The sequence below is a fragment of the Streptococcus oralis genome, assembly GCF_003942875.1.
GTDB classification, from domain to species: Bacteria; Bacillota; Bacilli; order Lactobacillales; family Streptococcaceae; genus Streptococcus; species Streptococcus oralis_BX.
In genome coordinates this window covers 24973-48857 of record NZ_RMVK01000007.1, presented here as the reverse complement: position 1 = coordinate 48857, position 23885 = coordinate 24973, and the positions used below count along the sequence as shown (strand labels likewise).

The following is a 23885-nucleotide window of genomic DNA, read 5'->3' as shown; positions in this document are numbered from 1 at the left end:
TATTTGGACACGGTAACTGTAATCTCAGTTTCGTGTCCATTTTTATAATTCCTTAAATGAAGATCTATTCTGAGAGTACCATTAAAAGGAATCTTAAATTGCAAAATATAACTTATAACACGATTAGGAGAAAAATAGATGCCTAGACCAATGTTAAATCCATACCAATCCCAAAAACAAACACAAGCAAGCCATATCATGACTTCTAACTTAAAACAACCACAGATAGATAAATTGAGTTTAGATAGGCTTCTAAGAAAATCACGGTCTAAAGAATATATGGATGCTATTCATCAACTAGATGTAGGAGGACATGTTCATAATAAAAAGGAAGTAAATGAAATTATTAATACAATCAAGTCGGAATTCCCAGATGTGGATATTAATGGGATTCTCCTAGGTTTTGTAGCAAAATGTTATTTAGGAGCACCTTACGAAGCGCACACCCTAGACTTAGTTGGAGAAATCATTGAGCATTATAAACGAGGAGAGATATTACCTGGTGGACTCGATAAAGCCAAAAGCATTGCTTTACATGGAGGATATGATTTTATCGAAGTTTATACAGACTGTTGTCGAGCAATTAGCTCAAATGGTTCCGTATCAGTTATAAAAGACTAATTATGTATAGAACAGTAACATATGGCATACAGAGAATTTCATAAATAATTGGTAATTAACCTAAAAGGATACTATTAGGTAACAGGAAAAATTCATCTCGATGTTAAAACGACTACTGTATTATCTTTGTAATATAGTAAAATTATCAGGAATCGCTTGGAATAATTAATTTGTTTTTCTCTATATAATAACAAGAATTAGTGGCATGAAAGTATAGCTATATAGTAGGACACAAAATATCTATTACCAACGCGCTACTTAGCTAGTGGGGGCGACATTCGGCGGTTCCGCCTATTCTCTTTTATAACTAAGAATTTGAGAACCATTTTGTCTCAAATTCTTTTGTTAATGGTAATGGGCAAGCCAGGTGGAATACTTTTTCCCAAGCCAGAGAGCAAAGAAGAGATTGATGATGCCGATGCCTGAGCCAACTAGTGAAAATAGGTAAAATTCGCTAGTCGAAACTTGCCACAAATGCACGATGTCTGTAATCAAATAAGCACTGATAGGAAAACAAAGGATAGAAGTAATCAGAGCAGGGATATACTTACGGAGAAGAATTGATTGTCCAATATGGAGCAAGAGATGGAGTGAAAAGGCCACAAATCCCACCAACCAAACTAATTCGAGAACTCTAGATTGACTAAAATACGCTAATAAAGTGATGGATAAGACAATGATAAACTCCTCAAAAACAGCAAGGGCAAATCCCTCTGTTGTAATTCCTTTGTGAATCTTGAGAATAGTTGGAGCCTTTTGAGCCAGCAAGGTTTCGTTGAAATGAATCTAAGGGACAAGACCGATAATTTCTTCCATATCGTGAAAGATAAAGAGTAGAGGGAACATCCAAAGATAAAATGCCATAAATCTCTCCTGAAAAGCTATAGATTACTAACCAATAAAGCAAAAAACGCCCAGTAAGGCGTTTTGAGTTAGGTATGCTTATTTAACTTCTATAAAAAGATTAAATAATTTCTATTTTAGCTGTTAGAAACGTTGGTACATCAATGTTTTTAGAATGCTACATAATAAAAGGTAGAGTGAATGGTAGAGTAGTAAAAATAGTTGTTATCCTAGTTGATTAAAAAAATCTCTGATTTCCTCATCTTTTATAAAATAATATATAATTTTCCCCTCTCTTCTAGTGTCCAAGATGTTTTGATTGGCTAGTTTACGAAGATGGTGGGAGGCAGATGCCATACTGAGATTTAATAAACAGGCTATATCGCAGACACAGAGTTCTTCGACGGCAAGGAGATAAAAGATGATATTTATCTGTTTATTATCGGTAAATTTTGATAAAATGCGAAGTGATTTTTGGACTTTTTCCTTTTCAAGGTAGTTCGTTGCGGTTGTAACATTTTGTTGATTTATAACATCCACTTGACAGATACTATCTTTTTTCATAATATTTTCTCCTAGCCTAATATAGTCCATAGTATGTCAAAACTGTTATTTTCAATCAGGATATATATCCCCAATCCTAAATAAACAACGGCAATAAACCATCTGCTATATTTTTCCAAAGTTTCTCCAACAGAAGGGACTTGTGCCAATTTTTGGGCAGAAAAAACCAAGAGATAAATCATGACTAGAAAGGTAAGTAAAGCCACTATCAAATTCGCTAAATTTAAGGTAATAAAATATGGGACAAAAACACCAATATTGTCAGCACCACAACTTGCAAAAGTAATCATAGCGACTAGAAAAATCAGGTTTTTATCATCTTTGCGCAAACTATCTTTTGCAATAGCTTCTCCATCAGAATCTCCTAAAAGCAAAACTTTGAGTCCTAGGAAAATTGGAATCAAACCGAGCAAACCTAAAATCTCTTTACTAGGAATATAATTTAAGACAAATGCAAAAAGTAAACTTAGCAATATTAGACTAACAGAGCCTAGAAATTGTCCTAAATAGATGTTAATGATGTCTTTTCTGCTTTTTCTTTTGGCAAAAAATAACATTAGGATAATAAGTAAGTCTACGGCTGTCCCAGAATACAGGATTATTGAAGTAACAACATTTTGAATCATAAAACACCTCATTCAAATATATTTTTGAATGTATTCTAACATTAAACTTTGTAGATGTCAACTTAAAATCCACCAAAATATAGATAAGGCGTTAGTGTACCAAATATTAAAAAGCCCTGCCATCGAAATGATAGCAGGGCTTAACTTCAATATCCAGATGATATATTTATCTAAAAAAGGTAGAGTAAAAGGTAGAGTTTTTATTGATTTGTAGTGCGATATAATGAGTTTCAAAAAATCAAAAATCACTTTAAATCAATATTTTGACGTCTATTGACGTATACTGAAACCCTTACTTCACCTCTGTAAACACAACGTGTTTGCGAAGTTTTGGTGAGTATTTCTTCAATTGAAGACGGTCTGGAGTGTTACGTTTGTTTTTAGAAGTAAGGTACAAGCGTTCACCAGATTCTTTGTGTTCAAGTGTGATATTTACGCGCATGGTATCTCCCTTCTATTATTCAGCTGATGCAGCTTTAGCGATCTTACGTCCTTTGTAGTATCCTTTAAGTGATACGCGGTGAGAACGTGAGTAATCTCCAGTAGTTTCGTCAAAGTTTACAGATGGAGCTGTTACTTTGTAGTGTGTACGACGTTTGTTTTTCTTCGCTTTTGAAGTGCGACGTGCAGGTACTGCCATTTTGATTTCTCCTTTTAAGATATAATTCAGTTAGGTTTGATTTTCATCAACTTTAATAGTATATCAAAACTTTTTTGTAAAGTAAAGTTACTTGACAAAAAAAGATGAAAAAATTCTCCCGTCCGCCCCAGCAGACAGGAGAAGGTGTTAAATATCAATCTCAAATGGTTCGTCAATAGTTTCCGATACGTATTTTCCGTCTTTCTTCCGTTGTTTGACACACTCTGTGAGGAGATATTCGATTTGCCCATTGACTGAACGAAAGTCGTCTTCTGCCCATGATGCGAGTGCAGCGTATAACTTTGTTGAGAGTCGAAGGGGGATCTGCTTTTTTTTAGCTTCAGCCATCTTTAGTAAAGACTTCCTGCGTTGACAATTGGTTGTGCATCATGATTGCCACAGAGAACGACTAAGAGATTTGAAACCATGGCAGCTTTTCGTTCTTCGTCAAGTTCTACCAACTCTCCTTCATTGAGACGTTCTAGTGCCATTTCAACCATTCCTACAGCGCCGTCTACAATCATCTTACGGGCATCAATAATGGCAGATGCTTGTTGACGTTGAAGCATAACAGCTGCAATTTCTGGAGCGTAAGCTAGGTAAGTAATACGTGCCTCAAGGATTTCCAAGCCAGCATCTTCTACGCGACTTTGGATTTCTTCACGAATACGGTTAGCTACAATTTCGCTAGAGCCACGGAGACTTCCTTCATCTGCTTGTCCATCCCCTGTAGTATCTACATTAGGAGACACATCGTAAGGATAGATGCGGACAATATTACGAAGGGCGCTATCACACTGCAAAGAGAGATATTCCTTGTAGTTGTCAACGTTGAAGACTGCCTTAGCGGTATCGACAACTCTCCAAGTTACCGCAATTCCAATTTCAACAGGGTTACCTAAGCAATCGTTAATCTTTTGACGGGAATTGCTCAAAGTCATAACTTTGAGAGAAATCTGTTTCTTGCCAATTTCAAGGTTTACATCATTGCCATTTGATGATTTCATTCCTGAAAAAGGAGATTTTGTGCTAACATCACCACTTTGACCAAGTCGAGTGTGGTTTGCAGGGTTGACTGCTATGCTAAAAGGATTGACAAAGTAAAAACCAGGTTCTTTGATGGTACCTGTATAATTACCAAAGAGGGTCAAAACCAGAGCTTCCTGAGGTTTGACAACTTTTAAACCAGCATGAGCTAGGCCTGCAATTAAGATTAATAAAAGACCGATAATAATTCCAAAAACGTTTTCCGAACCAGCACCCATTATAAATATAAAGATACCAAGTACGAGTGTCAACTCAATGAGAATCAATGCGAATACACCATTTGGTTTTGAATTGATGAGTTTTTCAGTCATAAGAACGACCTCCTGCTTTATGATATCTAAATGATATCACTTTAATTTATAAAGTCAAGAAATAAATGTAACATTTTTAAAGAAAATATTGCTGTATAGAATTTTCTGAAAATTCAAGAATTTTCTTCTGTTCATTGCCTTTAAAATGTGCTATAATAGTAAAAACTGAAACGGGAGGGATAAGATGACTGAATTAGATAAACGTCACCGCAGTAGCATTTATGACAGCATGGTTAAATCACCAAACCGTGCTATGCTTCGTGCGACTGGTATGACAGATAAGGACTTTGAAACACCGATTGTGGGAGTGATTTCGACTTGGGCGGAAAATACGCCATGTAACATTCACTTGCATGATTTTGGGAAATTAGCTAAAGAAGGTGTCAAATCTGCAGGTGCTTGGCCTGTACAGTTTGGAACCATTACCGTAGCGGACGGGATTGCCATGGGAACGCCTGGTATGCGTTTCTCTTTGACATCTCGTGATATCATTGCGGACTCTATTGAGGCTGCGATGGGTGGTCACAACGTGGATGCCTTTGTCGCTATCGGTGGCTGTGACAAGAACATGCCTGGTTCTATGATTGCCATTGCCAATATGGATATTCCAGCTATTTTCGCCTATGGTGGAACCATTGCACCCGGAAATCTTGATGGCAAAGATATTGACTTGGTTTCTGTTTTTGAGGGAATCGGAAAATGGAACCACGGTGATATGACAGCTGAGGACGTGAAACGTCTTGAATGTAATGCCTGCCCTGGCCCTGGTGGCTGTGGTGGTATGTATACAGCTAATACCATGGCGACTGCTATCGAAGTTCTCGGTATGAGTTTGCCAGGCTCTTCATCTCACCCAGCTGAATCAGCCGACAAGAAAGAAGATATCGAAGCAGCAGGACGTGCTGTTGTTAAGATGCTGGAGCTTGGTCTCAAACCATCTGATATCTTGACTCGTGAAGCCTTTGAAGATGCCATCACTGTAACGATGGCTCTCGGTGGTTCTACAAATGCCACTCTTCACTTGCTTGCCATTGCCCATGCGGCTAATGTTGATTTGTCACTTGAGGACTTCAATACAATCCAAGAACGTGTGCCTCACTTGGCCGACTTGAAACCATCTGGTCAGTATGTCTTCCAAGACCTTTACGAAGTCGGTGGTGTCCCTGCGGTTATGAAATATCTCTTGGCAAATGGTTTTCTTCATGGCGACCGTATCACATGTACTGGTAAGACAGTCGCTGAAAACTTGGCTGACTTTGCAGACCTTACACCAGGCCAAAAAGTCATTATGCCACTTGAAAATCCAAAACGTGCAGACGGTCCGCTTATCATCTTGAATGGGAACCTTGCCCCTGATGGCGCGGTTGCTAAAGTATCAGGTGTTAAAGTGCGTCGTCACGTTGGACCGGCTAAGGTCTTTGACTCAGAAGAAGATGCGATTCAGGCCGTTCTGACAGATGAAATCGTTGATGGTGATGTTGTCGTTGTTCGTTTCGTTGGACCTAAGGGTGGTCCTGGTATGCCTGAGATGCTGTCCCTTTCATCCATGATCGTTGGTAAAGGTCAAGGAGACAAGGTTGCCCTCTTGACGGATGGTCGTTTCTCTGGCGGTACATATGGTCTGGTTGTCGGACATATCGCTCCTGAAGCTCAGGATGGTGGACCGATTGCTTACCTTCGTACAGGGGATATCGTTACAGTTGACCAAGATACCAAAGAAATTTCCATGGCCGTATCTGAAGAAGAACTTGAAAAACGCAAGGCAGAAACAACCTTGCCACCACTTTACAGCCGTGGTGTACTCGGTAAATACGCCCATATCGTATCATCCGCTTCTCGTGGAGCCGTGACAGACTTCTGGAATATGGACAAGTCAGGTAAAAAGTAAACTCATACTCTTCGAAAATCTCTTCAAACCACGTCAACGTCGCCTTGCCGTACTCAAGTACAGCCTGCGGCTAGTTTCCTAGTTTGCTCTTTGATTTTCATTGAGTATCAAAAAGCAAGCCATCCTCGGCTTGCTTCTTTTTATCTTCAAAAGTGATTTGCCTCATTAACGAGGTGGCAGTCCAAGGGCAATACGGCCGTAGCGACTGATTCGTGTGATCTTCCAGGCAGGCGACCAGGTAACTTCAACCTTGACGTCCTCGATACCTTCGATTTGTTTTAGACCTGCCACGATTTCGATAGGCAGGCTTTCGGCGCAATCGCAGGCAGTGTCGGTAAAGGTCATGACAATCTTACAGAGACCTGTTTCATCCAGATTGATTTCATAAATCAAGCCCAGATTGTAAACATCCAATTCCACATCTGTATCAAAAACCTTCTCTAGTTTTTCGATAATTTGGTCTTGCAAGGCCAAAGCGCGGTCATTGATTTTGATATCGTCTCTCATTACAGTCCCTCCACGTGATAAATATCCTCTATTTTCTCATAATTCTGACAATTTGGCAAGTTTTTGATGAATTTTCTGAAAAATATGATAACATAAATAAAACACCGAATTAAGGAGAAGTCTATGGAGCAGATTGGAAAAGTCTTTAGACAATTACGAGAGTCAAGAAATATCTCGCTGAGACAAGCAACTGGGGGACAATTTTCTCCGTCTATGTTGTCCCGATTTGAAACAGGTCAGAGTGAGCTTTCGGTGGAAAAGTTTCTATTTGCCCTAGAAAATATATCTGCTAGTGTAGAGGAAATCCTCTTTCTGGCGAGAGGTTTTCAGTATGATACAGATTCGGAGTTGAGAAAAGAAATCACAGATGTTTTGGATTTAAAGAATATAGCACCTCTTGAGGACTTATATCGCAAGGAGTATCAAAAGCATGCCCATTCTCAAAACAAACAGAAACATATTCTAAATGCCATCATTATCAAGTCTTATATGAAGAGTATGGATGAAACGGTTGAGTTAACGGCAGAGGAAGGGAAAGTCCTTCATGACTACTTGTTTTCTACTGAGATTTGGGGAATCTATGAACTCAATTTGTTCTCAGTCAGTTCTCCGTTCTTGTCTGTTTCTCTTTTTACTAGATATGTACGAGAAATGGTCCGCAAATCCGATTTTCTAATGGAAATGAAGGGAAATCGGAACCTTTTTCACACCATGCTACTGAATGGTTTTTTAGCCAGCATTGAGTGTGAAGAATTTACCAATGCCTCTTATTTTAAACGTGTTATCGAAGACCATTTCTACAAGGAAAACGAGACCTATTTCCGAATTGTCTATTTGTGGGCGGAAGGTCTCCTTGATAGCAAGCAAGGCAGAGTTAAGGAAGGACAAAAAAAGATGGAAGATGCTGTCCGTATTTTTGAGATGCTTGGCTGTAACAAATCTGCCGAATACTATAGAAATACACCCGATTGTTGAATATCTGCAAACTAAGAAAATAATTTGAAAATTTAAGCGATAGAACTTTTGACTACTCTCAGGTCGTTACAAAAGTTCTATCGTTTCTTTGCTCATTTTGTGTGTTGCATATATTCAAAAGTTTTCCCTTTCAATTTCTAAGTGCTATACTATAGTCATACTTCATATAGGGATTATAACAAGAAGGGAGATTACCTATGAAACTATTGTTTAGAAATCAAGCTTATCGACTCTTGACTTTGTCGCGCTTCTTCAATGCCTTTGGTGCTTCGATTTTTAACCTGGTATTTATCGTTTATGCATCGACCTTGCCACAAGCCTCTTTTGCTGTTGCTATGGCGAATATTGTTATGATTCTTCCGACTCTCTTTACAGTTTTTGTAGGGATTCGGGCAGATTACACAAGGGACAAGGTCAAATGGATGGTCTATAGCGGTTTGTTTCAGGCGGTTTTATTTTTTCTGGCAGCCCTAGTTGTTCAGCAAGCTAGTCTCTTTGCCTTTTCTAGCCTGTGTTTGATCAATGTCATCAGTGATGTGATCAGTGATTTTGCTGGTGGTTTGCGAATGCCTCTCGTTAAGGAAAAAGTGGCTGAAAATGATCTGATGGAGGCTTATTCTTTTTCCCAGTTTATCACCTATATTTCAGCTATTGGTGGTCAAGCTTTTGGAGTTTGGCTCTTAGGTCTATCGGTCAACAATTTTTCCCTCGTTGCTGGAATCAATGCCTGTTTTTTCCTAGTATCAGCCGCTATTCTCTTTTTAGGAAGAAGCAAATTGAACCTGTCAATTTCATCTGCTGATGGTGAAATCTTAAAAAATGAGAAGTTTTCTATCAAAGACCAGTTCTTAACAATTTACCGAAATTTACGTCTCGTTTTTCTTAAAGGTGGACAGAAAAACTTTGGTTTCATGATCTTTGCTGTCTTGCTTATTAATGCCTTGGGTGGGGCTTTAGGAAGCATCTATAACATCTTCTTTTTGAGCCATTCTCTCTTGAATTTTTCTTACACAGAGGCACTATTTATCAATCAATTCTGTGTTTTAGTAGCAATCATCATCAGTAGCCTTACGGGCAATGATTATTTTGGGAAGCAGTCCCTGCCTAGATTGATGATGTGGGCGACCGTAGGACTCAGTCTAATTGGTCTAGCTAATGTATTCAATCAAGTCGTACTTGGTTTACTATTTCTCTTTTCAACTCTGTATGTGTCTGGTAAAGTTCAACCAAAGATTAGTGCTATGCTCATGAAAAATCTAGCTCCAGATGTTCTAGCTCGTACCAGTAATTTTTTAGGTTTATTGTTTACCTTATCCATACCTGTGGGAACAGCTTGTTTTTCACTTATAGCTGTATGGAATATACAGTTGACTTGGATGCTATTTGTTGGTCTTTCCTTGCTAGCTATTCTTTTGACAGTTATTAATCTCAAAAATGATATTTGAATCCTAATTTTATTCATACTGTTTTAATCCCTTTATTTATGGTAAAATAAGACTATTAAGTTTAAAGAGGATTCCCTATGAAATTACAAAAACCAAAAGGAACGCAGGATATTTTACCTACTGAGTCTGCTAAATGGCAGTACGTTGAGGGCTTTGCCCGTGAAATTTTCAAGCGCTATAACTATGCAGAGGTGCGCACGCCTATTTTTGAGCATTACGAGGTCATCAGCCGCTCTGTCGGAGACACAACGGATATCGTAACCAAGGAAATGTACGATTTCTATGACAAGGGTGATCGTCATATCACCCTCCGTCCAGAAGGAACTGCGCCCGTTGTCCGTTCCTATGTGGAAAATAAACTCTTTGCCCCAGAAGTGCAAAAGCCAAGTAAGTTCTACTATATGGGCCCTATGTTCCGTTATGAGCGTCCACAGGCAGGGCGTTTACGCCAGTTCCACCAGATTGGTGTTGAGTGTTTTGGCTCTAGCAATCCAGCTACCGATGTGGAAACCATCGCTATGGCAGCTCATTTCTTGAAAGAAATTGGCATCCAAGGTGTCAAATTACATCTTAATACTCTTGGAAATCCTGAGAGCCGTGCGGCTTATCGTCAGGCCTTGATCGACTATTTGACACCGCTCAAGGAGACCTTGTCGAAGGATAGCCAACGTCGTTTGGAGGAAAATCCTCTCCGTGTCCTGGACTCTAAGGAAAAAGAAGACAAGGTGGCAGTAGAAAATGCGCCGTCTATCTTGGACTTCCTTGATGCAGAAAGCCAAGCTCATTTTGATGCTGTGCGTCAGATGTTGGAAAATCTGGGTGTAGACTATATCATCGATACCAATATGGTACGTGGTTTGGACTACTACAACCACACCATTTTCGAGTTTATCACTGAGATTGAGGGCAATGATTTGACCGTCTGTGCGGGTGGTCGTTACGATGGTTTGGTTGCCTACTTTGGTGGTCCTGAAACTGCAGGCTTTGGTTTTGGACTTGGTGTAGAGCGCCTGCTTCTCATCCTTGAAAAGCAAGGTGTGACTCTCCCTATCGAAAACGCTCTAGATATTTATATCGCAGTCTTGGGTGAAGGAGCAAATGTCAAGGCCTTGGAATTGGTACAAGCCCTTCGCCAACAAGGATTCAAAGCAGATCGTGATTACCTTAACCGAAAACTCAAAGCTCAGTTCAAGTCCGCCGATGTCTTTGCGGCTAAGACTCTCATTACTCTAGGCGAGAGTGAAGTTGAAAGCGGACAAGTGACGGTCAAAAACAACCAAACTCGAGAAGAAGTTCAAGTGTCACTTGATGCTATCAATCAAAATTTCTCAGAAATCTTTGAAAAATTAGGCTTTTAATAGTAGAAAAACTGGTCAGGACCTTACTCCTGACCGTTTTCTTTTGCAAAATGACAAAATTCATAAACTTTTTGACAAATATACTTGTCAAAAAGAAAAAGATGTATTACAATGTAAACAAGTTAAGAGTAAAGGAGAAAGGAATGCTAAAAAATCGTTTAAAAGAGCTTCGGGCTCGCGATGGTCTCAATCAAACCGAACTGGCCAAGTTAGCAGGAGTTTCCAGACAGACCATTAGCCTACTAGAACGGGACGAATACACCCCGTCCATTGTGATCGCCCTGAAGATTTCGCAGATATTCAATGAACCAGTCGAGTCGGTATTTCGGATAGAGGAGGACGAGTGATGAACAAGTATAAAGTGATTTATTATATGAGTGTTTTTGCCTTTATTGTGAATGCTTTTGCTATGATTGGAACATTACTGGGTTGGTTCTATTTTGTTGAAAGTAAGTATTTGTTTTGGATTAATTTAGTCCTCTTGTCCATTTTCAATCGGTTGAAGAAAAAGGAGAAAAATGATGAACAAGTATAAAGTAATCTATTATGTAGTTGCCATAGCTCTATTAGTCAGCGTATTTCTACTGATTGGGATGGACCTAGGCTGGTTTAATCCATATCAAAGCGACCAATTTGTTTGGACCTACTTTGCTCTCATCCCAGTAGTTGACTGGATTGAAAAGAAATCCAAAAATCTAGCAAGTGAAAAAGGAGAATGAATATGAAAAAATTTTTAGCAGGTTTTCAAGTCGATACTGAGCACAAAGAACTTGCGGGTGTTTGTGCAGGTTTAGGAAATTATTTTAACATTCAAGCTAATATCGTTCGTTTGGTGACAGTCTTGCTGTTTCTCTCTTCGACAGAGATTGGGATTATAACAGTAACTCTCTATGCCTATCTAGCAGGTTGGCTTGGCAATGAACCCTTGGGAGATGGAGCAAAAAAAGCTAGAAACCAAGCTATTCTCTTACTTGCTGTTTGTTTGATTTTGGTGTCACTTGGAACAGAAGGCTTGACCGCTATTTTCGAATCAGGTAAAGCCTTTGGTCAGTGGTTGTCTGGCTTGTTTTAGAAAGAGGTTAAAATATGGAAAAGAATCACATAATTTTTGCACTGAAACTTTTTCTTGCCGGAGCTTTATTAGGAATACTTGCCGGAGCTCTTGGAGTTAAACCTTTAGGTATTAGTCAAGAGCAAGTAATCCCTGTCTTGTTCTCAATCTTTTTTGGTCTAGGGCTGATTACGGCAATCCTAACATTTTATTTCACTAGAAAAAGTCATCAGGCTTATCAGAATTATCAAAGAGAGGAAGAGGATGAAGGAAATGAGCAAGACTACCTTGCTACGTATCGCTTCTTGGATTATGGTACGGTAGCTTGGAATGTTTCCCAAATTAGTATGCTATTCTGTATGCTTTTAGACTTAGGAAGATTTGGCATATCAGCAACATCCTTACTTTTGATAGTTGTAAGTATTTGGTCGGGTGTTTACTGCCTAAAAATTACTAGCAAGATTCGTAACTATAAACTTTCTGTTATGGCCACACCCAAGGAAGTTTTGGAATACCTGGATACTTATGATGAGGGAGAAAAACAGGCTGAGATGGAAGAAGCTTACTTGATCTTGTTCAAGGTCAATCAGCTCATCATACCAGGTATCTATATTGTTTTAGTAGTTCTATCTATGGTATTAGGACAAGTACAGTTGGTTGCTCTACTCGTAGCAGTTGTCATCCATTTGTACACGAATGTTGCACAGTTGCGAAAAACAAAACGTTATTTCAAATAGGAGAATCTTATGAAAACACTTAAAAATATTGGTTGGTATAGTCTTACTTTCTTATCATTTATTATGATTTATAGTTTTATTCAGGGTGTAGGTGTGGCAGCGATGAAGTTGGGAGCACCTGACTACGTTTTTGTCCCGGTATATGTCTTATTGGCAGGAATTTTTACCTTCGTTACCTACAAGTGGTATAAGACAGGAACCGTTACGATTGAAAAAACAGCCCTCAACAAATACATCTGGTTACCTGCCTTGGTATGGGCCCTTGTCATTGTTGCACAAAGTTTTTTGCCAAATGATCCGTCAGTCAATCAACAGTTGGTAGAAGAATTGACTCATAATCAACCTCTCTTCTCTTTCTTTATGGTGGTGGTCTTTGCGCCACTTACAGAAGAATTAACCTTTAGAGGTATGCTAGCTCGCTATGTCTTCCCTCAACAGGATAACATCAAGCAAACAGTTCTCTTTCTTCTTGTAAGTAGTATCATTTTTGCTCTTGTTCATTTCCCTGGCACTCCACAACAATTCCTAGTTTATGCTTCACTTGGCTTTAGCTTGGGATTGGCTTATGTAAGCCGAAAAGGTCTTCTTTACAGCATTTCTCTCCACGCTTTGAATAATTTAATCGGCTTTTTGATGATACTCATGCTATAATAGAGTCAGGAGGTCACATGAAACGAGTAATTTTATTAGCAGTGATACAGGCGGTCGTTCTCTTCTTTATCATCGGGGCACTTGCCTTTGCCTTTAAAGGCGACTTCTTTTACAACTATCTAGCGGTTGTCTTTGCGCCTATTGCAGGTGTCTTGCGTTTTGCTTCGGCTTATGCGACGGAGATTGTTCTACCTAAAAAGGCAGCTGAGATTGCTGAAAAGCGTAAAAAAGGTTAAGAATCATAATCAGAGAATCCGATGACGTTTTCATCGGATTTTTTGTCTGTTCGTTTTGATTTCTAAAGGCAATCAAACTTTTCTGCTGATTTTCATGAAGTGCCTGCGCTTTTATGGTAAAATAGTAACAGAATAAAAGAGGAGAGAAAACATGAAACGTAGTATGTATGCTGGTCGTGTTCGTGAGGAACATATCGGACAAGAAATTACTTTGAAAGGATGGGTTGGCCGTCGTCGTGACTTGGGTGGTTTAATCTTTATAGACCTTCGTGACCGTGAAGGAATTATGCAGTTGGTTATTAACCCTGAAAAAGTATCTGCAGAGGTCATGGCAACAGCTGAAAGCCTTCGTAGCGAATTTGTCATCGAGGTGATTGGACAAGTCGCTGCGCGTGAGCAAGCTAATGATAAATTGCCGACTGGTGCGGTTGAGTTGAACGTGACAGCTCTTACTGTGCTGAATACAGCTAAAACAACACCATTTGAGATTAAGGATGGCATTGAGGCCAATGACGATACACGTTTGCGTTACCGTTACCTTGACCTTCGTCGTCCAGAAATGCTAGAAAACCTTAAGCTTCGTGCCAAGGTGACCCACTCTATCCGTAACTACTTGGATGAGTTGGAGTTTATCGATGTGGAGACGCCATTCCTTTCTAAATCAACGCCAGAAGGGGCGCGTGACTATTTGGTGCCATCTCGTGTCAATAAAGGGCATTTCTACGCTCTTCCTCAGAGCCCACAAATCACTAAGCAACTCTTGATGAATGCTGGTTTTGACCGTTACTATCAAATCGTTAAATGTTTTCGTGATGAGGACTTGCGTGGTGACCGCCAGCCTGAGTTTACCCAGGTCGACTTGGAAACTTCCTTCCTTACGGAGCAAGAAATCCAAGATATTACAGAAGGCTTGATTGCGCGCGTGATGAAAGAAACAAAAGGCATCGAAGTGAAACTTCCATTCCCTCGTATGAAGTATGATGATGCCATGGCTCTGTATGGTTCTGACAAGCCTGATACGCGTTTTGAGATGTTGCTTCAGGACTTGACAGAGGTTGTCAAGGGAGTAGACTTCAAAGTCTTTTCAGAAGCTCCGGCAGTAAAAGCAATCGTCGTTAAAGGGGCTGCAGACAACTATTCACGTAAAGACATTGACAAGATGACAGAAGTAGCCAAACAGTACGGTGCCAAAGGTCTTGCTTGGGTCAAGGTAGTTGATGGAGAATTGAACGGACCAGTTGCCAAATTCTTGACTGGGATCCAAGCAGAATTGACTACAGCACTTGGTCTTGAAGATAAGGATTTGGTTCTCTTTGTGGCGGATACGCTTGAAGTGGCCAATGCAACCCTTGGTGCCCTTCGTGGACGTATTGCCAAAGAGCTTGACTTGATTGATAACGATAAATTCAACTTCCTTTGGGTGGTTGATTGGCCAATGTTTGAATGGTCTGAAGAAGAAGGTCGCTACATGAGCGCCCACCATCCATTTACTCTTCCACAGGAAGAAACAGCTCACGAATTAGAAGGTGATTTGGCTAAGGTTCGAGCCATTGCCTACGATATCGTTTTGAATGGTTATGAGCTTGGTGGTGGTAGTCTTCGTATCAACCAAAAAGACCTTCAAGAACGCATGTTTAAGGCTCTTGGTTTCTCAGCTGAAGAAGCAAATGACCAGTTTGGCTTCCTTCTTGAAGCCATGGACTATGGTTTCCCACCCCACGGTGGCTTGGCTATCGGTCTTGACCGTTTTGTGATGCTCTTAGCAGGAGAAGAAAATATTCGTGAAGTCATTGCCTTTCCTAAGAACAATAAGGCAACAGACCCAATGACTCAAGCTCCATCAACAGTCGCTCTCAAACAACTAGAGGAACTCAGCTTACAAGTAGAAGAAGATGAAACAAGCAAAACGAATTAAGCGGTGGCGCTATTATCTGCGCCGCTTTGCTTATCAGATAAAAATCTTACGAGTTTTACAAAGTATCTCTCGGGAAAAATATGATGAGAAGGTATCGGCTTCTCTGGTTTATGGCTTTCTGTCAGCAGTAGCAGTCAATTTCTTTTTTCAACCAGGACACGTTTACTCAAGTGGCGCGACAGGTCTGGCACAAATTATCTCTGCCTTGAGTAATCACTGGTTTGGTTTTTATATTCCGATATCGCTAACCTTTTATGCTATCAATTTTCCGTTGATGATTTTGGCTTGGTATCAGATTGGGCATAAGTTTACAATCTTTACCTTTATCACAGTATCCATGAGTTCCCTCTTTATCCAGCTTGTACCAGTTGTGACCTTGACAGAGGATCCCATTATCAATGCTCTTTTTGGGGGTGTTGTCATGGGCTTGGGGATTGGTTTTGCGCTCCGTAACAATATTTCTAGTGGAGGTACAGATATCGTTAGTCTGACCATTCGAAAGAAAACGGGTAAGAATGTCGGTAGTATTTCTTTCTTAGTGAATGGGACGATTATGCTGATAGCAGGATTGACCTTTGGTTGGAAATACGCCCTCTACTCCATGATTACTATCTTTGTCTCCAGTCGTGTCACAGACGCGGTCTTTACCAAGCAAAAACGCATGCAGGCCATGATTGTGACCAATAATCCTGACAAGGTAATCGCAAAAATCCATAAAAAATTGCACCGTGGAGCAACCATGATCCACGATGCAGAAGGAACCTATAATCATGAGAGAAAAGCAGTCCTGATTACGGTTATCACACGAGCAGAGTTTAATGATTTTAAACACATCATGAAACAGGTCGATCCGACAGCCTTTGTCTCTGTATCCGAGAATGTCCACATCCTCGGACGATTCGTAGAAACAGACAATTAATAATACTCAAAAGACCAGCCTTGGGGCTGGTCTTTATTTTTCGATAATTTTGTGTCCAATCAACTGGCGGTAACAAATTTGTTTATTGTTTTTAGCATCGTTGATGATCTGGAGAATGGTTTCAAAGGAAACACGTCCAAGTTCCAGACTATTGATATCGACATAAGCTACGAGATCGAGTCGAGGATTGACAGAGTCGAAACTCAAGACAGGAACAGTTAACTGATGCTTACTGATGTAGTCACAAACTCCTTCTGCTAGGAGACTATCGGTTGTGATGATAGCATCAATCTGCGGATCGTGATTGAACAGGAGTTCACTGAACTGATACCCTTTTTCTTCTAGAAATTCGGTCGCAAAGTAGGTTAAGTTGGTATCAATCGGAAGTTGGTGTTGTTTGAGTGCGGATTCATAGCCAGTTAGACGATCTTGCGTTACGAAGAGTCGCTTTGTCCCCCCGATGAAGGCAATTCGTTTGCATCCTTTTTTGATGAAATACTCTGTCGCATCAAAGCCCGCTTGTACATTGTCATTATCAACAAGAGGGATAAAGGGTGAAGTAGATTTTCCGAGAATGAGGAAAGGGAACTGCTCATCGGCTACTAGTTTGACCAGAGGATCCTCTTCCTCAGCGTAGAGGAAAATCAAACCGTCAACACGCTTGCCATAAACCATCTGAGAAATCGCATTGAGCCGTTCTTTCTCATCTTTCCCTGTTGCAATCTGAATAGCGTAGTGGTTTTCAGACGCGACTTGGGCGATACCACGAAGGACAGATGGGAAGAAAGGATTTTGGTAAAAGGCATCCGAGTCATCAGGAAGCACCAGGCCGATAACCTGAGTATAGCTGCTAACTAGACTGCGAGCATTGAGGTTGGGATGGTAGTTGAGTTCCTTCATAGCCTTACGAACTCGTTTTTTGGTTTCATCACTAATCGTTGATTTATTTTGAATGACGCGGGTAACAGTTGAAGGTGAGACACCTGCTGCCTTAGCCACATCTTTAATCGTCACGGGCATAAAAATCTCCTATTTATGGTAATCTGGATCACGGAAATGTGTCTTGTAAAAAATAGTGACCAGATAAAGAACAAAAAGAATGTTTTGTACAGTGATAAGGGTTGACATATTTTGGCCAAAAAGTCCCAAAATAAGCGTAATCAGAGTTGGTAATCCTAAACAGTTCAAGATAAAATGGTAGCACTCTTTAAAGCTCCTAAATGAAAAGAGGCGTGATTTTTTGGTGATATAAAGGAGAAGACTAGCTCCAAGAGAGACAATGAAGAAATTCAATCCAAAGAGGAAGCTAGCACCAAGGACGAGAAAGAGACTGATATAGACACGGTTCTGTTGATACCAGTCTTTAGAAATAGCCTGGGTTAAAGCTTCCTTACTCTGGAAACTCTCCGTTTGAATGGCGTGGTAGCGAATGCGGGTCAGTTCCTTGCTTTCCTTGCTGATGATGAGTTCTTCAGTATCAAAATGAAGTTGCAAATCCTTTGGCAATTCCGTACTTGGACTTGGACCAATCAGAAGAGAAGCTTGCTGATTTTTAGTTCCAGCATAGCTCAGTTTTCCATCTACTATCTGCGCATTCTCCGACAAATCCATGATTGCTTCATCTGTCAGGGGTGTGTAGACATTATCGATAAAGGTATCCAGTGGATACGTTTCCTGTGAGCTGTTTTGGATGGCAATTGGAATCATAGACAAGCTGATGAGGAAAATGCTAGTAAAGAGGAGTTGAAACCAGTTGGGTCCAAAACGTTTTGACAGGGGCTTACGAAATCCCCAAATACTTGAAAAATATGAAAATGGATATGGAAGCATTTGTATCTTTCTAAAAGGTGTTTTCTATATGAGTATTATTATATAGAGAAATGTGCTTTATTTCAAGTCTAGTAGATAAATTGCTTACTGAAAAGCTGATTTTGCTACTATTTGCGGTCTTGTGTCTAATCTTTCAACTTTAGAAACAAGATCAAAATGAAAAAGGGTGGCGGGGATAGATTATCCCTTGTCGCCACCACTTGTAAGTCCTGAAACAAAGTTCTTTTGTAGGAAGAAGAAGAGAATACAGATTGGAAGGGCGATGAGGATAGCACCTGCTGAGAAGTAGGCAATCTTCAAGTTTTTCACATTGCTGACAAAGGTCTGTAGACCAACGGCAACTGTAAAGTATTCTTTCTCACGAAGCAAGAAACTAGAGAGGATATAGTCTCCGAAAGGTCCCATGAAGGCCCAGAGCGCTTGTACTGCAACCATTGGCCGAACAAGAGGGAGAACAATTTGCCAGAAGCGACGGAAGTGTCCTGCACCATCTAGCTTTGCTGATTCATCAAGAGACATCGGTACTGTGTCGAAGTAGCCTTTCATCAACCAAGCGTTCATTGGGATACCACCACCGACATATAGGAAGATGAGGAACCAGCTATGGTTAAGGGCATTCAACATAAGGGCCATAACGAAGAAGGCTGTCAAAGCGGCCATAGTTGGCACCATTTGGATGATCAAGAAGAAGACCAAACTTTGTTTACGAGCCAAGAAGTTGTAACGGCTGTAGGCGTAACCAGCAAGTACGATGATACTTGTTTGAACAGCCATTGTAATCAAAGCGATAATCAAAGTGTTGAGGTACCAAGTGCCGTACAAGGTTTCAGTGAAGAGCCCTTGGAAGTTGGCAAAGCTAAAGTCGACGTTAGCATCTAGTTTAAAAGCTACGACGTTACCAGTCTTGAAGGCTGACATAATAGTAATCAAAAGTGGATAGATAATCACGATTGAAAGACCAATCAAGTAGAGGTAAGTGAGGGTTTGAGTCAGTCTACGTTTGAGTTTGATTGAGTTATTCATCTTAGACGTCCTCCATATCAAATGCGTGTAGTTTCTTGAATGCGATCATAGAGATAGAGATGACAATGATAGAGATGATCAAGGTAACAGCTGCCGCCATAGAGTATTGAGGAGATGTACCTGTTGTCAAACGATAAATCCATGAGATCAAGATATCAGTTGAACCGGCTCCACCACCAACGCTACCAGGACCTCCGCCGTTGAAGAGGTACATGATAGAGAAGTTGTTAAAGTTGAAGGTGTATTGGCTGATCAATGTTGGTGCTGCAACAGCCAAAATCATAGGGAAAGTGATGTTGCGGAATTTTTGCCAAGCATTGGCACCATCGATATAAGCCGCTTCGTAGAGGTCGTTAGGAATTGACTGCAAGATACCCAAAGTCAAAACGTAGATGTATGGGAATCCTAGCCAACCTTGCATCATAATCAAGGCAATCTTGGTCCAAGTTGGGTCTGTTTTCCAAGGGATAAGAGCACCGTCAAGGAAAGGAAGAACCTTAGCCAAGATAGGCAATACTTGAGTGTTGATCGCTCCGACACTATCGTTAAACATGTTTGAGAATGTCAAGATAGTGATGAAGGCTGGAACAGCCCAAGGAAGAAGGAAAATAACACCAAAGATACGTTTTCCTTTGATAAATGGTTGGTTAGCAATGATAGCGGTGAAGATACCAATCACAATCTGCAAAGTAGAAGCAGACAAGGCCCAGATGATGGTCCAAGAAAGAACCGCACCGAAGGCTGAACGGAAGGTACTTAAGCTCCAGATGTTTGTAAAGTTAGTCAAACCAACCCAGTCCAACAATTTGTTTGGTGGCAAGTGTTGGAAGTCATAGTTGGTAAAGGCAATCATCAAGGTTACGATAACTGGGAAGATAATCGCAAATGTCATAGCGACGTAAGATGGGATGATCAAGAGGTAAGGGAAACCATTCTCATAAATACCTTTGATCATATCTTTAAAAGTACGTGGGACAGGAATTCCATTGTTAATACGTTTTGCGATTGTATGTGCATCTTTAATATTTGAGAAATAAAAGAGCACATAAACGACTACAAAGATTAAATGGAAGGCACCACGAATCAGCATAAAGAGGGAATTATCACGACCTGGCTTGTCACCAAGAGTGATCAAATTGTGCAATTCCGGCGCAGCAAGTGCTAGGAAATAAAGAACAAATACGATAGTTACACCAAGGAAGATAAAACCTTTGGCCTTTTGTTTATTGTAAATCTGTCCTAACCCAGGAATCACTGAAAGCAAGGCTGCTTTGCTAGGTTGTTGGTTTTCCATGAATACTCCTTTCATAGGATACGAGATTGAAGTTTGTCTCCAATCACTAGATAGGCAACTGCAATCATTCGTAAATTTATAAAATCAAAGGGGGATTTGTATTCTCCCCCCTTGTAACGAATTCAATTATTCACCAAATTTTTGTTTGATTGTTTCTTTGATCAATGTTACAGCATCGTTAGCAGCTGTCTTAGCATCTTTTTTACCACTTACAGCGTCAAAGAGCATTGTTTTAGCTGGATCCCAAACAGCTGACATTTGAGAAATGTTTGGCATTGGTTGAGCGTTCTTGAACTGTTTGATAACAGCTGTTGTCAACTCATCGTTTTTACCTTCAGCGTATGAACGAGCTTCAGTGTTAGCTGGGATTTCGTTAGTTGCATCGTAGAATGCTTTTTGTTGTTCAGTTGAAACAAGGAAGTCTACAAATTTTTGTGCAGCTTCAAGGTTCTTAGTGCTTGATGGGATGATCCAAGCTTTACCACCACCGAATGGTGTGTATTCTTTACCATTTGGAAGAGTTGGAATAGTAGCAACACCGTAGTTTACTTTAGCATCTTTGAATGCTTGAGCTTTCCAAGGTCCATCGATGATAGCAGCTGTTTTACCTTCTTGGAATTGAGTTTGGATCAAGTTTGCAGCACCTTCAGTATCTTGCATCCCTTTAGGCCATTTTTCGTACCAAGATTTAGCGTAGTTGACACCAGTGATAGAACCGTCGTTTGCAAGACCGATGTCTTTAGCGTCTTTACCGTTTTGTCCGAATACGTAACCACCGTTACCAGCAAGAAGTCCGTATGCGTAGTAGAAGTTTGTCCAGTCAGCTAGGAATGCAGTAGTTTTGCCATCTTCACCAGCGAAAGCGTATTTGCTGTCTTTAGCAAGTTCTTCTAATTCAGCAAAAGTTTTTGGAGCTTCTTTAAGCAAGTCTTTGTTGTAGTACATCACAAGTGACTCAATAACGGCAGGAGCACCGTAAACTTTACCGTCAGCAGCTGTTACAAGAGATTTAGTCTTATCATCTGTTTTAGCGCCGTCGCTCAAAGTAACTTCTGAAAGTTGTCCGTCAGTACCAAGGCTACCTACGCGGTCGTATGGTGCCATCATAACGTCAGCAGCTTGACCTGATTGGTTGTCAAGAGAAAGTTTGTCAAGTCCACCAAGTTGGTCACCTGATTTGATGTTAACTTTTGTACCTGATTCTTTTTCATAAGCTGCAGCAACTTTTTCAGCGTAGGCTTTGTATTGGTCTTCAACGTAGAAAGTGATTTCTTTTGCTTCAGATGAGCTAGTATCAGCTGCTTTATCAGCAGTTTTGCTTCCGCAAGCCACCAAAAGTAAGCTAGCAAGAGTAGCAGTTCCGAGCACAGCAGCGCTCTTCATGAATTTAGATGACATAGTGTATTCCTCCTAAAGAATAACAAAAATAATTTAATGAGAAAACGCAAACGTTTTCTTTTACGAACTTAGTATAGCACAAATAGAAAACGGTTGCAAGCTTTTTTAGCAAAAATTTTAAAAAAATTTTAAGGTTTCAAACATTTGTTAAAGCCTATATATAGGAAAGAACTTAAAATGTTTGTTTTTCTTGAATGGAAAATATATTAGGAAAACGATTGCGTAAATTCGGCTCGGTTTTTCAGAAAATAGAGCAGATATTGGGAATGAATTATCTTAAATCAGAAAATCTTTAAAATTTTTTTGGCTTATTTCATAAAATATCAGTGGGAACAAGTTTTGTTTGATTAAAATAATTCAAAAAAATTTTTTAAAACCGCTTGCATTTGTTTTTGAAATGCGTTATACTTAAATCAACGCAAACGTTTGCGCCTTGATTTGCGCAGCGTTTTATTACAAACACATGAGGTGCTATTATGAAAAAACGTCAAAGTGGTGTGTTGATGCACATCTCTTCTCTTCCAGGAGCTTACGGGATTGGATCATTTGGCCAAAGCGCCTATGATTTCGTTGATTTCTTGGTTCGTACCAAGCAACGTTACTGGCAAATCCTCCCTCTTGGGACAACAAGCTATGGAGATTCTCCATACCAATCATTCTCAGCCTTTGCTGGAAATACGCATTTTATCGACCTTGATATCTTGGTAGAGCAAGGCTTGCTCGAAGCCAGTGACCTTGAAGGTGTTGACTTTGGTAGCGATGCATCTGAAGTTGATTATGCGAAGATTTATTATGCACGTCGTCCGCTTTTAGAAAAAGCAGTTAAACGCTTCTTGGAAGTGGGAGATGTCAAAGATTTTGAGAAGTTTGCTCAAGACAACCAATCATGGCTTGAACTCTTCGCTGAGTATATGGCGATCAAAGAGCATTTTGACAATCTTGCTTGGACAGAATGGCCAGATGCAGATGCTCGTGCCCGTAAAGCTTCAGCGCTTGAAAGCTACCGTGAGAAATTGGCAGACAAGTTGGTTTACCACCGTGTGACACAATACTTCTTCTTCCAACAATGGTTGAAATTGAAAGCCTACGCTAACGATAACCACATCGAAATCGTTGGGGACATGCCTATCTACGTAGCGGAAGATTCAAGCGACATGTGGGCAAATCCACACCTCTTCAAGACAGATGCCAATGGTAAAGCAACTTGCATCGCAGGATGCCCACCAGATGAGTTTTCTGCAACTGGTCAGCTTTGGGGCAACCCAATCTATGACTGGGAAGCAATGGACAAAGACGGTTACAAATGGTGGGTTGAACGCTTGCGCGAAAGCTTCAAGATCTACGATATCGTTCGTATCGACCACTTCCGTGGTTTCGAATCTTACTGGGAAATTCCTGCTGGTTCCGATACAGCAGCACCTGGTAAATGGGTGAAAGGTCCAGGCTACAAACTCTTTGCAGCCGTTAAGGAAGAGCTTGGTGAGCTAAACATCATCGCAGAAGACCTTGGTTTCATGACAGATGAAGTCATCGAGTTGCGTGAACGTACTGGCTTCCCAGGAATGAAGATTCTTCAATTCGCCTTCAACCCAGAAGATGAAAGTATCGATAGCCCACACTTGGCACCTGCCAACTCTGTTATGTACACAGGAACACACGATAATAACACTGTTCTTGGTTGGTACCGTAATGAAATCGACGATCCAACTCGTGAATACATGGCTCGTTACACGAACCGTAAAGAGTACGAAACAGTGCCACACGCAATGCTTCGCACAGTCTTTTCATCTGTTAGCTTCATGGCTATTGCAACTATGCAAGACTTGCTAGAACTAGATGAGTCAGCTCGTATGAACTTCCCATCTACTCTTGGCGGAAACTGGTCATGGCGTATGACAGCAGACCAACTCACACCAGCTGTTGAAGAAACTTTGCTTGACTTGACTACAATTTATCGCCGAATCAATGAAAATTTGGTAGAATTAAAGAAATAAGACATTATCAGG

Annotated in this window: 28 protein-coding genes and 1 pseudogene; 16 read left to right on the top strand and 13 right to left on the bottom strand. The window is 40.4% G+C overall.

The features are described 5' to 3' along the window. Nucleotides 1–138: 138 nt before the first annotated feature. Entirely contained in the window at nt 139–621 is a 483-nt protein-coding gene (locus tag D8844_RS08450) for a hypothetical protein (protein WP_125423365.1), read from the top strand. Between the two features lie 345 nt (nt 622–966). On the opposite strand, the pseudogene D8844_RS08445 reads toward D8844_RS08450, so the two are convergent. The 3 genes and pseudogenes from D8844_RS08445 to D8844_RS08435 form a co-directional block, all read right to left on the bottom strand. Then, nucleotides 967–1485, bottom strand: a pseudogene (locus tag D8844_RS08445) (HXXEE domain-containing protein). A 204-nt stretch (nt 1486–1689) separates the two neighbouring features. Further along, nucleotides 1690–2028, bottom strand: coding sequence for a Cd(II)/Zn(II)-sensing metalloregulatory transcriptional regulator CadX (cadX, locus tag D8844_RS08440; protein ID WP_000711078.1), 339 nt, complete (start codon nt 2026–2028; stop codon nt 1690–1692). A gap of 11 nt (nt 2029–2039) precedes the next feature. Then, a complete protein-coding gene (locus tag D8844_RS08435; protein WP_312023108.1) occupies nt 2040–2654 on the bottom strand; it encodes a CadD family cadmium resistance transporter in 615 nt (204 codons plus the stop codon). A gap of 28 nt (nt 2655–2682) precedes the next feature. Here D8844_RS08435 and D8844_RS10545 point away from each other — a divergent pair, with 28 nt between their 5' ends. Then, complete coding sequence (locus D8844_RS10545) at nt 2683–2868, top strand: FanG protein (protein WP_125423359.1); 186 nt, start codon at nt 2683–2685, stop codon at nt 2866–2868. A 78-nt stretch (nt 2869–2946) separates the two neighbouring features. Here the strand turns inward: D8844_RS10545 and rpmG are convergent, their stop codons facing one another. From rpmG to D8844_RS08410, 4 genes are all read right to left on the bottom strand, one after another. After that, entirely contained in the window at nt 2947–3096 is a 150-nt protein-coding gene (gene rpmG / locus D8844_RS08425) for a 50S ribosomal protein L33 (RefSeq protein WP_001265622.1), read from the bottom strand. Nucleotides 3097–3111: 15 nt separating this feature from the next. Next, entirely contained in the window at nt 3112–3294 is a 183-nt protein-coding gene (gene rpmF, locus D8844_RS08420) for a 50S ribosomal protein L32 (protein ID WP_000290417.1), read from the bottom strand. A 147-nt stretch (nt 3295–3441) separates the two neighbouring features. Continuing rightward, nucleotides 3442–3642: a type II toxin-antitoxin system antitoxin gene (locus D8844_RS08415; protein ID WP_000796544.1), complete on the bottom strand. Its 201-nt coding sequence runs from the start codon at nt 3640–3642 to the stop codon at nt 3442–3444. A 2-nt stretch (nt 3643–3644) separates the two neighbouring features. Further along, nucleotides 3645–4652 (bottom strand): SPFH domain-containing protein, encoded by a 1008-nt coding sequence (locus D8844_RS08410; protein ID WP_125423356.1) that lies wholly within the window; start codon nt 4650–4652, stop codon nt 3645–3647. 184 nt (nt 4653–4836) lie between these two features. On the opposite strand from D8844_RS08410, the gene ilvD reads away from it, so the two are divergent. Continuing rightward, nucleotides 4837–6540, top strand: a complete 1704-nt coding sequence (ilvD, locus tag D8844_RS08405) for a dihydroxy-acid dehydratase (protein ID WP_000137343.1) — start codon at nt 4837–4839, stop codon at nt 6538–6540. Between the two features lie 165 nt (nt 6541–6705). On the opposite strand, the gene D8844_RS08400 is transcribed toward ilvD, so the two are convergent. Then, nucleotides 6706–7047, bottom strand: coding sequence for a metal-sulfur cluster assembly factor (locus D8844_RS08400; RefSeq protein ID WP_001204052.1), 342 nt, complete (start codon nt 7045–7047; stop codon nt 6706–6708). 123 nt (nt 7048–7170) lie between these two features. On the opposite strand from D8844_RS08400, the gene rgg reads away from it, so the two are divergent. From rgg to D8844_RS08330, 12 genes are all read left to right on the top strand, one after another. After that, entirely contained in the window at nt 7171–8022 is an 852-nt protein-coding gene (gene rgg, locus D8844_RS08390; RefSeq protein ID WP_000434957.1) for a quorum-sensing system transcriptional regulator Rgg, read from the top strand. Nucleotides 8023–8219: 197 nt separating this feature from the next. Further along, nucleotides 8220–9467: an MFS transporter gene (locus tag D8844_RS08385; protein ID WP_125423350.1), complete on the top strand. Its 1248-nt coding sequence runs from the start codon at nt 8220–8222 to the stop codon at nt 9465–9467. 77 nt (nt 9468–9544) lie between these two features. After that, nucleotides 9545–10825: a histidine--tRNA ligase gene (gene hisS / locus D8844_RS08380; RefSeq protein ID WP_125423347.1), complete on the top strand. Its 1281-nt coding sequence runs from the start codon at nt 9545–9547 to the stop codon at nt 10823–10825. Nucleotides 10826–10968: 143 nt separating this feature from the next. Further along, nucleotides 10969–11172: a helix-turn-helix transcriptional regulator gene (locus D8844_RS08370; RefSeq protein WP_000916947.1), complete on the top strand. Its 204-nt coding sequence runs from the start codon at nt 10969–10971 to the stop codon at nt 11170–11172. After that, nucleotides 11172–11360, top strand: a complete 189-nt coding sequence (locus tag D8844_RS08365; protein ID WP_001046120.1) for a hypothetical protein — start codon at nt 11172–11174, stop codon at nt 11358–11360. Before D8844_RS08370 ends, D8844_RS08365 begins: the two co-directional genes overlap by 1 nt. Further along, nucleotides 11347–11544, top strand: coding sequence for a hypothetical protein (locus D8844_RS08360; RefSeq protein WP_033583605.1), 198 nt, complete (start codon nt 11347–11349; stop codon nt 11542–11544). The genes D8844_RS08365 and D8844_RS08360 overlap by 14 nt, the downstream gene beginning before the upstream one ends. Nucleotides 11545–11546: 2 nt before the next feature. Next, nucleotides 11547–11897 carry a PspC domain-containing protein gene (locus D8844_RS08355; protein ID WP_125423342.1) on the top strand — a complete coding sequence of 117 codons (351 nt, stop codon included), beginning with the start codon at nt 11547–11549 and terminating at the stop codon, nt 11895–11897. A gap of 14 nt (nt 11898–11911) precedes the next feature. Further along, complete coding sequence (locus D8844_RS08350) at nt 11912–12613, top strand: DUF3169 family protein (protein WP_125423339.1); 702 nt, start codon at nt 11912–11914, stop codon at nt 12611–12613. A gap of 9 nt (nt 12614–12622) precedes the next feature. After that, nucleotides 12623–13264 carry a CPBP family intramembrane glutamic endopeptidase gene (locus D8844_RS08345; RefSeq protein ID WP_125423336.1) on the top strand — a complete coding sequence of 214 codons (642 nt, stop codon included), beginning with the start codon at nt 12623–12625 and terminating at the stop codon, nt 13262–13264. 17 nt (nt 13265–13281) lie between these two features. Beyond that, entirely contained in the window at nt 13282–13500 is a 219-nt protein-coding gene (locus D8844_RS08340; RefSeq protein ID WP_125423333.1) for a hypothetical protein, read from the top strand. A 151-nt stretch (nt 13501–13651) separates the two neighbouring features. Further along, nucleotides 13652–15415 (top strand): aspartate--tRNA ligase, encoded by a 1764-nt coding sequence (aspS, locus tag D8844_RS08335; RefSeq protein WP_125423330.1) that lies wholly within the window; start codon nt 13652–13654, stop codon nt 15413–15415. After that, a complete protein-coding gene (locus D8844_RS08330) occupies nt 15393–16334 on the top strand; it encodes a YitT family protein (RefSeq protein WP_000806299.1) in 942 nt (313 codons plus the stop codon). The genes aspS and D8844_RS08330 overlap by 23 nt, the downstream gene beginning before the upstream one ends. Before the next feature lie 33 nt (nt 16335–16367). On the opposite strand, the gene D8844_RS08325 is transcribed toward D8844_RS08330, so the two are convergent. From D8844_RS08325 to D8844_RS08305, 5 genes are all read right to left on the bottom strand, one after another. Then, nucleotides 16368–17354 (bottom strand): LacI family DNA-binding transcriptional regulator, encoded by a 987-nt coding sequence (locus D8844_RS08325; RefSeq protein ID WP_001145428.1) that lies wholly within the window; start codon nt 17352–17354, stop codon nt 16368–16370. 9 nt (nt 17355–17363) lie between these two features. After that, a complete protein-coding gene (locus tag D8844_RS08320; RefSeq protein ID WP_125423327.1) occupies nt 17364–18164 on the bottom strand; it encodes a DUF1189 domain-containing protein in 801 nt (266 codons plus the stop codon). A gap of 180 nt (nt 18165–18344) precedes the next feature. Continuing rightward, entirely contained in the window at nt 18345–19187 is an 843-nt protein-coding gene (locus tag D8844_RS08315) for a sugar ABC transporter permease (RefSeq protein WP_001065654.1), read from the bottom strand. 1 nt (nt 19188) lies between these two features. Further along, nucleotides 19189–20481 (bottom strand): carbohydrate ABC transporter permease, encoded by a 1293-nt coding sequence (locus D8844_RS08310; RefSeq protein WP_000431414.1) that lies wholly within the window; start codon nt 20479–20481, stop codon nt 19189–19191. 126 nt (nt 20482–20607) lie between these two features. Further along, nucleotides 20608–21879: an extracellular solute-binding protein gene (locus D8844_RS08305; RefSeq protein ID WP_000095461.1), complete on the bottom strand. Its 1272-nt coding sequence runs from the start codon at nt 21877–21879 to the stop codon at nt 20608–20610. 476 nt (nt 21880–22355) lie between these two features. On the opposite strand from D8844_RS08305, the gene malQ reads away from it, so the two are divergent. Next, on the top strand, nt 22356–23873 hold the full coding sequence (malQ, locus tag D8844_RS08300) for a 4-alpha-glucanotransferase (protein WP_049501519.1): 1518 nt from the start codon (nt 22356–22358) through the stop codon (nt 23871–23873). Nucleotides 23874–23885 lie beyond the last annotated feature (12 nt).

Excerpts from the sequence above, each read along its gene's own strand:
- D8844_RS08385 (WP_125423350.1), top strand. The coding sequence starts at position 8,220 with ATGAAACTATTGTTTAGAAATCAAGCTTATCGACTCTTGACTTTGTCG.
- D8844_RS08415 (WP_000796544.1), bottom strand. The coding sequence starts at position 3,642 with ATGGCTGAAGCTAAAAAAAAGCAGATCCCCCTTCGACTCTCAACAAAG.
- cadX (WP_000711078.1), bottom strand. The coding sequence starts at position 2,028 with ATGAAAAAAGATAGTATCTGTCAAGTGGATGTTATAAATCAACAAAAT.
- malQ (WP_049501519.1), top strand. The coding sequence starts at position 22,356 with ATGAAAAAACGTCAAAGTGGTGTGTTGATGCACATCTCTTCTCTTCCA.
- D8844_RS08435 (WP_312023108.1), bottom strand. The coding sequence starts at position 2,654 with ATGATTCAAAATGTTGTTACTTCAATAATCCTGTATTCTGGGACAGCC.
- rpmF (WP_000290417.1), bottom strand. The coding sequence starts at position 3,294 with ATGGCAGTACCTGCACGTCGCACTTCAAAAGCGAAGAAAAACAAACGT.
- hisS (WP_125423347.1), top strand. The coding sequence starts at position 9,545 with ATGAAATTACAAAAACCAAAAGGAACGCAGGATATTTTACCTACTGAG.
- D8844_RS08370 (WP_000916947.1), top strand. The coding sequence starts at position 10,969 with ATGCTAAAAAATCGTTTAAAAGAGCTTCGGGCTCGCGATGGTCTCAAT.
- D8844_RS08450 (WP_125423365.1), top strand. The coding sequence starts at position 139 with ATGCCTAGACCAATGTTAAATCCATACCAATCCCAAAAACAAACACAA.
- D8844_RS10545 (WP_125423359.1), top strand. The coding sequence starts at position 2,683 with ATGTATTCTAACATTAAACTTTGTAGATGTCAACTTAAAATCCACCAA.
- D8844_RS08365 (WP_001046120.1), top strand. The coding sequence starts at position 11,172 with ATGAACAAGTATAAAGTGATTTATTATATGAGTGTTTTTGCCTTTATT.
- rpmG (WP_001265622.1), bottom strand. The coding sequence starts at position 3,096 with ATGCGCGTAAATATCACACTTGAACACAAAGAATCTGGTGAACGCTTG.
- D8844_RS08320 (WP_125423327.1), bottom strand. The coding sequence starts at position 18,164 with ATGCTTCCATATCCATTTTCATATTTTTCAAGTATTTGGGGATTTCGT.
- D8844_RS08350 (WP_125423339.1), top strand. The coding sequence starts at position 11,912 with ATGGAAAAGAATCACATAATTTTTGCACTGAAACTTTTTCTTGCCGGA.
- D8844_RS08310 (WP_000431414.1), bottom strand. The coding sequence starts at position 20,481 with ATGGAAAACCAACAACCTAGCAAAGCAGCCTTGCTTTCAGTGATTCCT.
- D8844_RS08340 (WP_125423333.1), top strand. The coding sequence starts at position 13,282 with ATGAAACGAGTAATTTTATTAGCAGTGATACAGGCGGTCGTTCTCTTC.
- D8844_RS08355 (WP_125423342.1), top strand. The coding sequence starts at position 11,547 with ATGAAAAAATTTTTAGCAGGTTTTCAAGTCGATACTGAGCACAAAGAA.
- rgg (WP_000434957.1), top strand. The coding sequence starts at position 7,171 with ATGGAGCAGATTGGAAAAGTCTTTAGACAATTACGAGAGTCAAGAAAT.
- aspS (WP_125423330.1), top strand. The coding sequence starts at position 13,652 with ATGAAACGTAGTATGTATGCTGGTCGTGTTCGTGAGGAACATATCGGA.
- D8844_RS08305 (WP_000095461.1), bottom strand. The coding sequence starts at position 21,879 with ATGTCATCTAAATTCATGAAGAGCGCTGCTGTGCTCGGAACTGCTACT.
- D8844_RS08410 (WP_125423356.1), bottom strand. The coding sequence starts at position 4,652 with ATGACTGAAAAACTCATCAATTCAAAACCAAATGGTGTATTCGCATTG.
- D8844_RS08330 (WP_000806299.1), top strand. The coding sequence starts at position 15,393 with ATGAAACAAGCAAAACGAATTAAGCGGTGGCGCTATTATCTGCGCCGC.
- D8844_RS08315 (WP_001065654.1), bottom strand. The coding sequence starts at position 19,187 with ATGAATAACTCAATCAAACTCAAACGTAGACTGACTCAAACCCTCACT.
- D8844_RS08400 (WP_001204052.1), bottom strand. The coding sequence starts at position 7,047 with ATGAGAGACGATATCAAAATCAATGACCGCGCTTTGGCCTTGCAAGAC.
- D8844_RS08325 (WP_001145428.1), bottom strand. The coding sequence starts at position 17,354 with ATGCCCGTGACGATTAAAGATGTGGCTAAGGCAGCAGGTGTCTCACCT.
- D8844_RS08360 (WP_033583605.1), top strand. The coding sequence starts at position 11,347 with ATGAACAAGTATAAAGTAATCTATTATGTAGTTGCCATAGCTCTATTA.
- ilvD (WP_000137343.1), top strand. The coding sequence starts at position 4,837 with ATGACTGAATTAGATAAACGTCACCGCAGTAGCATTTATGACAGCATG.
- D8844_RS08345 (WP_125423336.1), top strand. The coding sequence starts at position 12,623 with ATGAAAACACTTAAAAATATTGGTTGGTATAGTCTTACTTTCTTATCA.